Source organism: Brachybacterium sp. Marseille-Q7125 (genome assembly GCF_023062615.1).
In the GTDB taxonomy this organism is placed as follows: domain Bacteria; phylum Actinomycetota; class Actinomycetes; order Actinomycetales; family Dermabacteraceae; genus Brachybacterium.
This window is the reverse complement of the sequence record NZ_JALLAL010000078.1, coordinates 1-7,158: the sequence shown is the minus strand read 5'-3', so window position 1 is coordinate 7,158 and position 7,158 is coordinate 1. Positions and strand designations below refer to the sequence as shown.

Sequence of the window (7,158 nt, the reverse complement as noted above, 5' to 3'; positions counted from 1 at the left end):
CAGACCCGAAACCCCAGCTCGGAACCCACTTCTCACCCGAAGACGGCAACAGCATCCGCCACGGCTGGGCCGGCCGACACCAGCCATGACACGCCCGGGCCATACACACATTTTGTCCTATAACCCGCAATGCGGCAAGTATGTACGCCGGCGCCGAGACCTGTCAAGCCTCACTGGCCACGGTGGGCTTCTCATGAGCGACAATGTCCGCATGGACAATGACGACAAGGTCTTCGCTCGCCTCGCCCGCCCGGACGCGACGAGTCGCACCGAGGCGGACATACAGTCTGACGTGCGGATGCTCCTGCTTGGCTCGCGTTTCAACCTCGACGCGCCACGGCTCGAGGAGCAGCTCGAGGACGGGACGCGTCGCCGCATCGACGTTGCTGTCGGTGCGACGGTGATTGAGGTCAAGAAGCGCCTGGACACTGAGGACGCCGCGCGGGGCTACATCGTCCAGCTCGCTGGCTACGTCGCTACCCGAACGGAGCAGGATCAGTCCCGCTACAACGGCATTCTCACCGATGGCCGCAACTGGTGGCTGTACGAGGTTGATCCCGCGACGGGGGCGTTCGAGCGACGCTCGACCTTCACATTGAGCCGCCCGGACCAAGGCCCTCGTTGGTGGAGTGGCTCCAGGCAGTGCTGGCCACGCACTCGCATCTGAAGCCCACACGCCACACCATCGAAGCCAACATCGGTGCGAGCTCGCCCGCGTACGCGCAGGACTCCGCCTATCTCGAGTCGCTGTATCGCCGGCTGCGCGAGGATCCGACGATTCGGCTCAAGCGTGAGCTATGGGCACGCCTGCTGCGCTCCGCGCTCGGTACCGGCATCAGCGACAGCGATGACCTGTTCATCGACCATACGCTGCTGGTCCTGGAGGCCATGGCCATCGGCCACGCCGTCATGGAGATTCCACTCGCCGAGGCCGTCCGCGACATCCCCCGGTTCATCGAGGGCGCCGAATTCGACAACGCTGGCATCCACGGCGTGATGGAAGCCGGCTTCTTCGACTGGGTCCTGGCCGCCGGTCCCGACGGCGAGAAGTTCATCGCCCGCCTGATCCGCCGCGTAGATGTCTTCGACTGGAGCGACGTCGAGCATGACGTCCTCAAGGTCCTGTACGAGTCGATCATCAACTCCGACACCCGAAAGGGCCTGGGGGAGTACTACACGCCGGACTGGCTCGCCGAGGGCATCGTCGAGAAGGCCATCAGCGAGCCACTGATCCAGAAGGCCCTCGATCCCAGTTGCGGGTCCGGCACGTTCATCTTCCATGCCGTCCGCCGCATTGCCGACGCTGGCGAGGCCGAGGGCTGGGTCAACCGTGCGATCGTCGACCATGTCCAGACGCACGTCTTCGGGCTCGACATTCATCCCGTGTCAATCGTTCTGGCCCGCATCACCTTCCTCCTTGCCCTGGGAGAGAGGCTCTCCCGCGACCGCGGTGATGTATGGGTTCCCGTGCACCTCGGCGACTCCATCCAGTGGTTCCAGCCCGCTGGCGGCGAGACTGACACAATCCGCATCGACACTCGGGGTGACGACCTCACCGTTTCGGACCACGCAGCCGGTGGGACCCTGTTTGAGATCGCCCACGTTCTGGCTTTCCCCCTGTCGACCATCGACGACGCTGGCACCTTCGACCGCCTCGTCGCTGACCTCACCGAGCTCGCCAAGACCCACACTGAGCGCCACGCGAACCGCCCGGACCCCAGCCGGATTCTGCGCAAGTACGCCATCCCTGATGGTGCTGACGCTGAGGCCCTCCGCGAGACCTTCAACCTGCTTGCCGATCTCAACAGCGAAGGGCGCGACAGCATCTGGGGGTACTTCGTCCGCAACCAGGTCCGCCCCCCTCTGGCTGTCCATGCAGAACCGACGAGTAGATGTCCTGATTGGCAACCCTCCGTGGGTCGCCTACCGGTACATGACCGCGAGCATGCAAGAGCAGTTCCGCCAGTTCAGCCAGGACCGCAACCTCTGGCACGGTAAGAAGCTCGCGACACAACAGGACCTGGTGGGGCTGTTCATCGTTCGCGCCGTCGAGAAGTACCTCAACGATGGTGGAACCTTCGCCTTTGTTACCCCGCTCGCCGTCCTCTCCCGTCAACAGTACGAAGGCTTCCGTGCCGGCAACTGGGGGCCCACGCTCCGGGGCTTCCTCACTGAGCTCTGGGACCTCGAGCAGGTGCGTCCGAAAGACGACCTCTTCCCTGTTCCGGCAGCTGTTGTCTTCGGAAACCGTGCCTCACGAAAACTCGGAATCGATGAACCTGACGTCCCCCATGGCGCCGTCGCGCAGAAGATGGTTGTTACTGGCCTCCGGGACGTTCGTGGATGGAAGGCTACGCGCCCGGCTCTCGTCTTTACCGGCTCTTCGCGAACGAGGGTGTAGTCGGGTGAGCGCGTCGGTGGCCGGGTAGGGGTCGAGGTCTCCCGGATGATGGAAGTTCTTCACGCTCGCCATCCCGAAAGACCTCGACGTGCTCCACTCTACTTTCGCGACCCCTGACCTGACCACGTTCTGCCGCCTCGATGAACTCGGACTCGAAGCGGTCGGCCAGCTGATCGAGCGGGACCGGGCGATGATCGAGTGTCGGCCGGTCGAGGTGGACCCCTGGTGTCGGAAGTGCGGGGCGGAGGGCGTGTCGCGGGACACGGTGACGCGTCGACTCGCGCATGAGCCGTTCGGGCATAGGCCGACAACGCTTCTGGTCCGGGTCCGCCGCTACCGGTGCGCGCACTGCCGACGGACGTGGCGGCAGGACATGACTCGCGCCGCCGCGCCACGAGCGAAGATCTCCCGCCTTGGCGTGGAGTGGGCGCTGCGGGGCATCGTCATCGACCACCTCACCGTGACCCGTGTCGCCGCGGGTCTCGGGGTTTCCTGGAGCGCCGCGAACACTGCGGTGCTCGCGGAGGGCAAGCAAGCGTCGACTCATCGACGATCCTGGTCGGTTCGACGGGGTCACCACGATCGGCGTCGACGAGCACGTCTGGCGGCACACCCGCCTCGGTGACAAGTACGTCACCGTGATCATCGACCTCACCCCGGCCCGCGACAAGACCGGCCCCGCGCGGCTGCTGGACATGGTCGAGGGTCGTTCGAAGGCGGTGTTCAAGCAATGGCTCGCGGCGCGCCCGCCCGAGTGGAGCAAGCGGATCGAAGTCGTCGCGATGGACGGGTTCGCAGGCTTCAAGACGGCCGCCGCCGAAGAACTCCCCGACGCCGTCCCGGTCATGGACCCCTTCCACGTTGTCCGCCTCGCCGGCGACGCGTTGGACCAGTGCCGACGCCGAGTGCAGCAGGACACGGTCGGGCATCGCGGCCGCGCCGGTGACCCGCTCTACAAAGCGCGCCGCACCCTGCACACCGGCGCGGACCTGCTCACTGAGAAACAGACCGCCCGCCTGGACGCTGTGTTCGCGATCGAAGAGCACGTCGAAGTCGAAGCGACCTGGGGTATCTACCAGCGCATCGTCGCCGCCTACCGGGAACCCGACAAGAAGAAGGCCAAACAGATGATGCACGCCGCGATCGATGCGATCACCACCGGCGTCCCCGCCGCGCTCGTAGAGATCCGCCGGCTCGGCCGCACCATGGGCCAGCGCGCCACCGACATCCTCGCGTTCTTCGATCGCCCCGGCACATCGAACGGGCCAACAGAGGCGATCAACGGCCGACTCGAACACCTCCGCGGCTCCGCGCTCGGCTTCAGGAACCTCACGAACTACGTCGCGCGCAGCCTGCTCGAAGCCGGAGGCTTCAGACCCCACCTACACCCTCGTTCGTGAAGAGCCCGTTTACGGACACCGACGGGCAATAGGGCGGGTTTGCGGATGGGAGCCACACTGTGGTAGGGTGGCCTGGAACCGGTCAGTAACGTTCGGTGCGGCTAATCGTCTACCGTCTTGCACTGCTGCGAGGACGCACGGTAACGGCTGCACCCAAGATGCAAAAGACCCAAGGCCAATCAATGGTGATTTCAGCATCAGCCGTGCAAGGTCAATACGTAGACCGCCATGGCGAGAAAATCAAAGTGCCTACGTCAGTGCAACGCGCCGTAGCCCAACTGCTCGACGATGCTTACGGCGATCCACTGTCGTTGGAGCTCGACCAGGAGACTGGAGGACGACCGCTGGCACGACGCCGGCGGTGGGGCGTACATTTGCAGTTAGCGCCACTTGTCGATGACTCAACGTGGGGAAGCGGTGACTACGGTTCTCTACGACGGTTGGGCTTGCGAGCGGCCGCGGACGGAGCTGACTTCGTGGCTATCGGCCCCACCAACTGGGAGGCGGTCGGCTTTGGAGGTCAGATTGATCCCTCGCCGTACTCCCCGGTAAGCCGTTTTTTGCACAGCTTGCGCTATGTCGAGGTGCCGGCCGTCATTGGATGGGACTCGCTTCAGATCGCTGATCGAGAGGAACTGTCTCGGCGGGGCGCCCAACTGAACATAAGCTCCCGGAACGGTCGCGCCGATTTGAGTGTCGTCAAGCTGAAGGCCGAGGCGTTACGCCGTATTTTCGTGCAGCACAAGCCGCTTCGCTCCGAAACCAACGTCGACTCGTTGGAGACTTTGCTAGCTTCCGCCTTGTTGCGGTATCTGCGGCGGATGGGCGCTGAACAGATCTATTTAGGGTCGCTCGACGAACCGCAAAAACTAGAATTTATGGTGTGGTCGCAGCGAATTCTTCGTTCTCAACTCGCCGCGATCGACAGAGTGCTGCGCGCCGCGGGCATGGACATCGGCGTAGTTGGCGATCTACAGGTGGGCTCTTCTCGGGACGGGATCGACCACGAAGTTTTCGCCGGGTGCTATTGCAGGGATCTGAGTATCGGCACGCCGCCCGATGACTATGTGCCAGATGGGCAGGACTGGCAACTCGCGTTCCCCGTGCCCCACTCGGATCGACGCCGCGCCTGCGCTCAGACGCTCGCCTTAGCCTATGGGGTGGCGCCGGTCGGCGGTCTCCGTATTGATCATGTTCTGGGCATGCAGCGTCTCTGGGCGCGCCTTCCCGGGGGAGCGGGGACCTATGTCAACTATGACATCGAAAATCAGATGCGGGCGGTGCGCGAGGTAGTCGAACGCGGAAAGCTGATCGTCGGGGAAGATCTCGGCAATGTACCGCCCGGGTTCCGTGAATCACTCAAGGAAAACGGTGTTCTCGGGACCGACGTAGTTTGGTGGGCTCGTGGCAGTGATGGCTCGCTGCGAACAGGCCTTACTACCGAAGGGCGTGAGGAATCGATGTTGCTCACAGCCTTCCATGACACGAGCTCGACTGCGCGTTTCATCACAGGCGACGATCTTCGGCTGCTGGACCGCAAAGGTCGGCTGGGAAAAGACCTAAAACGGGCGGAGGAGCAGCGGCTGGTTGACCTAGCTGAGCTCGGAGTGGGGCCAACTAGTAGTATCGCCGAGGCGATATATTCCATATATGCCTTCGCGTTTTCTTCACGGCCGGACCTAGTCAGCATCTATTACCCCGATTTTCTCGGCCTTGCTTGCACGGAGAACGTGCCAGGTACTGGACCTGAGGAATATCCTAACTGGGTGCTTACTTACGGCGACCCTATGCTCAGCATCGAAGAGCAACTTGGGGGACAGTTGGCTCAACGGCTACTGTCTTTGGAGCGTTGAACGTTAAGGGTCGCGGCCTTGTCCCCCTGCTTATCACCCAAGCCGCGTCGAATACCTGCACTAGCGCCAATACGTTCCTCGCCATTTGGCTGTTAAGTACGCCCTCGCTACCCTCATTCTTTCTTGGTTTGAACCAAGCAGTATTTCTAGCCACGCTTATGCTTGGTACCCGGCTCAATCCACTAGTCGTTAGCCGGCTGGGACTGCGGCGCACCACGATTGTGCTGCTGCTTGGTGAAGGAGTCGGATTGGCGGCTCTAGGGCTATGGATCGCAGGGCAGGCTGCGCCCGTCCCCGGTCTGGGCGGCGCCGTCGGAATCATTGTGCTCGCGGGCATCACGACCTTCATGAGCGGCGCGAATGGACCATCATGGGTGACAGTGGTGGCCCGGTGGGGAGGAAATCCGGCCGGGAGGCCACGCCGACTGATGGCGGACAGTGCGGCGTTCCAGGTAGCGGCGGCTGTCGGCCCGCTGGCCGGGTCGCTTGTTGTGGCATCAGCCTCGCTCCTCTGGGTGCTGCCTTTCCTGAATATCACCATGAACACGGCGGCGGCGGCGGTCGTTGGGTGGGGAACCCGTAAATATCCCCTCGCCGCCCCCTCGGCGGACGGAGAGGAGCACAGCGAGGTGGAGTCCGCGGTGGCTCCTGGGGAGGAGGAACGTGGCCGGAGCCGAGGGCAATTGCTGCGCAGCATTCGGGTTCTTTCTCCGCTCACCTTGCTCATACTGGCCGCCTTCGCCGATCCGCTAAGAACCGTCCTGCCTCTTCTCGTTCGGGAATCCGGGGGAGCGGCCATGACACTCGCCGCTACAACCGCTGCACTGGCGGTTGCGGCTGCTCTTGCGACGGCGTTGGCCCTCGATCGCGCCTGGACAGTCCGGGTCACTGGATGGATGAATTCCGGCGGGACGCTGGTTGCGCTAGGCGCGGGCGCGCTGTTGTGGCTAAAGGAGGACGACCCCATATTTTTTGTGGCGGGGGCGCTATTACTCGGAATCTCTTCTGCGACGCTCTACGGGCAGTTGATGACGGCTGCCACTCACGCCGATCAAGCTGCGGGCCAGGGGACACGCTATGTCGCCGACGCCATCTTGCTTCGAGCGTTAATCTCCTCCGTTGTCGCCTTCGTGCTCGCTAGCGCTTGGGGAGACTCGGCACGCACGGCAACCACCGTCGGCGCCGCCGTCGTGTCTGTTATCGGGCTTGGCATCATTGGATGGACAATCCGACGGAGGGCTGTCGCGTGATCCTTACCGCTGACGAGATTCGAGCCCAGGTGTCATCCGGTTCTATCACGATTTCTCCGTTTGAACCTGCAATGATTAACCCAAACAGTTACAATTATCATCTGGGTCCTACGCTGAGAGTCTACCCGGGCGATGTCAAGGCGTCGAAGCAACATGGGGCTCGCCGGCGAGTAGTCGGGCGAATGCCTCGGTGGGCGTGAGATAGCCCAGTCGGCGGCGGGGTCGATTGTTGATCTCCTCGGCGATACTGGTGA

General features: G+C 63.2%; 5 protein-coding genes and 1 pseudogene. All 6 read left to right on the top strand.

Annotated features, from left to right (window positions below; all coding sequences use genetic code 11):
• The first annotated feature begins 211 nt into the window (after positions 1-211).
• The 6 genes and pseudogenes from MU407_RS13210 to MU407_RS13185 all read left to right on the top strand — a co-directional run bounded on the left by MU407_RS13210 (position 212) and on the right by MU407_RS13185 (position 6,904).
• The gene (locus MU407_RS13210) at positions 212-667 is read left to right on the top strand and encodes a hypothetical protein (protein WP_246958188.1); all 456 of its coding nucleotides are present in this window, start codon (positions 212-214) and stop codon (positions 665-667) included.
• A complete protein-coding gene (locus MU407_RS13205; RefSeq protein ID WP_246958186.1) occupies positions 643-1,998 on the top strand; it encodes an N-6 DNA methylase in 1,356 nt (451 codons plus the stop codon). Before MU407_RS13210 ends, MU407_RS13205 begins: the two co-directional genes overlap by 25 nt.
• Positions 1,946-2,401: a hypothetical protein gene (locus tag MU407_RS13200; RefSeq protein ID WP_246958184.1), complete on the top strand. Its 456-nt coding sequence runs from the start codon at positions 1,946-1,948 to the stop codon at positions 2,399-2,401. The genes MU407_RS13205 and MU407_RS13200 overlap by 53 nt, the downstream gene beginning before the upstream one ends.
• Before the next feature lie 88 nt (positions 2,402-2,489).
• Positions 2,490-3,801, top strand: a pseudogene (locus MU407_RS13195) (ISL3 family transposase).
• A gap of 158 nt (positions 3,802-3,959) precedes the next feature.
• Positions 3,960-5,654: a 4-alpha-glucanotransferase gene (locus tag MU407_RS13190; RefSeq protein ID WP_348648035.1), complete on the top strand. Its 1,695-nt coding sequence runs from the start codon at positions 3,960-3,962 to the stop codon at positions 5,652-5,654.
• A gap of 428 nt (positions 5,655-6,082) precedes the next feature.
• Positions 6,083-6,904 carry a hypothetical protein gene (locus MU407_RS13185; protein ID WP_246958182.1) on the top strand — a complete coding sequence of 274 codons (822 nt, stop codon included), beginning with the start codon at positions 6,083-6,085 and terminating at the stop codon, positions 6,902-6,904.
• Positions 6,905-7,158: the final 254 nt, after the last annotated feature.

Coding starts and splice junctions, on each gene's coding strand:
- MU407_RS13200 (WP_246958184.1), top strand. CDS start 1,946: ATGCAAGAGCAGTTCCGCCAGTTCAGCCAGGACCGCAACCTCTGGCAC.
- MU407_RS13190 (WP_348648035.1), top strand. CDS start 3,960: ATGCAAAAGACCCAAGGCCAATCAATGGTGATTTCAGCATCAGCCGTG.
- MU407_RS13210 (WP_246958188.1), top strand. CDS start 212: ATGGACAATGACGACAAGGTCTTCGCTCGCCTCGCCCGCCCGGACGCG.
- MU407_RS13185 (WP_246958182.1), top strand. CDS start 6,083: ATGGCGGACAGTGCGGCGTTCCAGGTAGCGGCGGCTGTCGGCCCGCTG.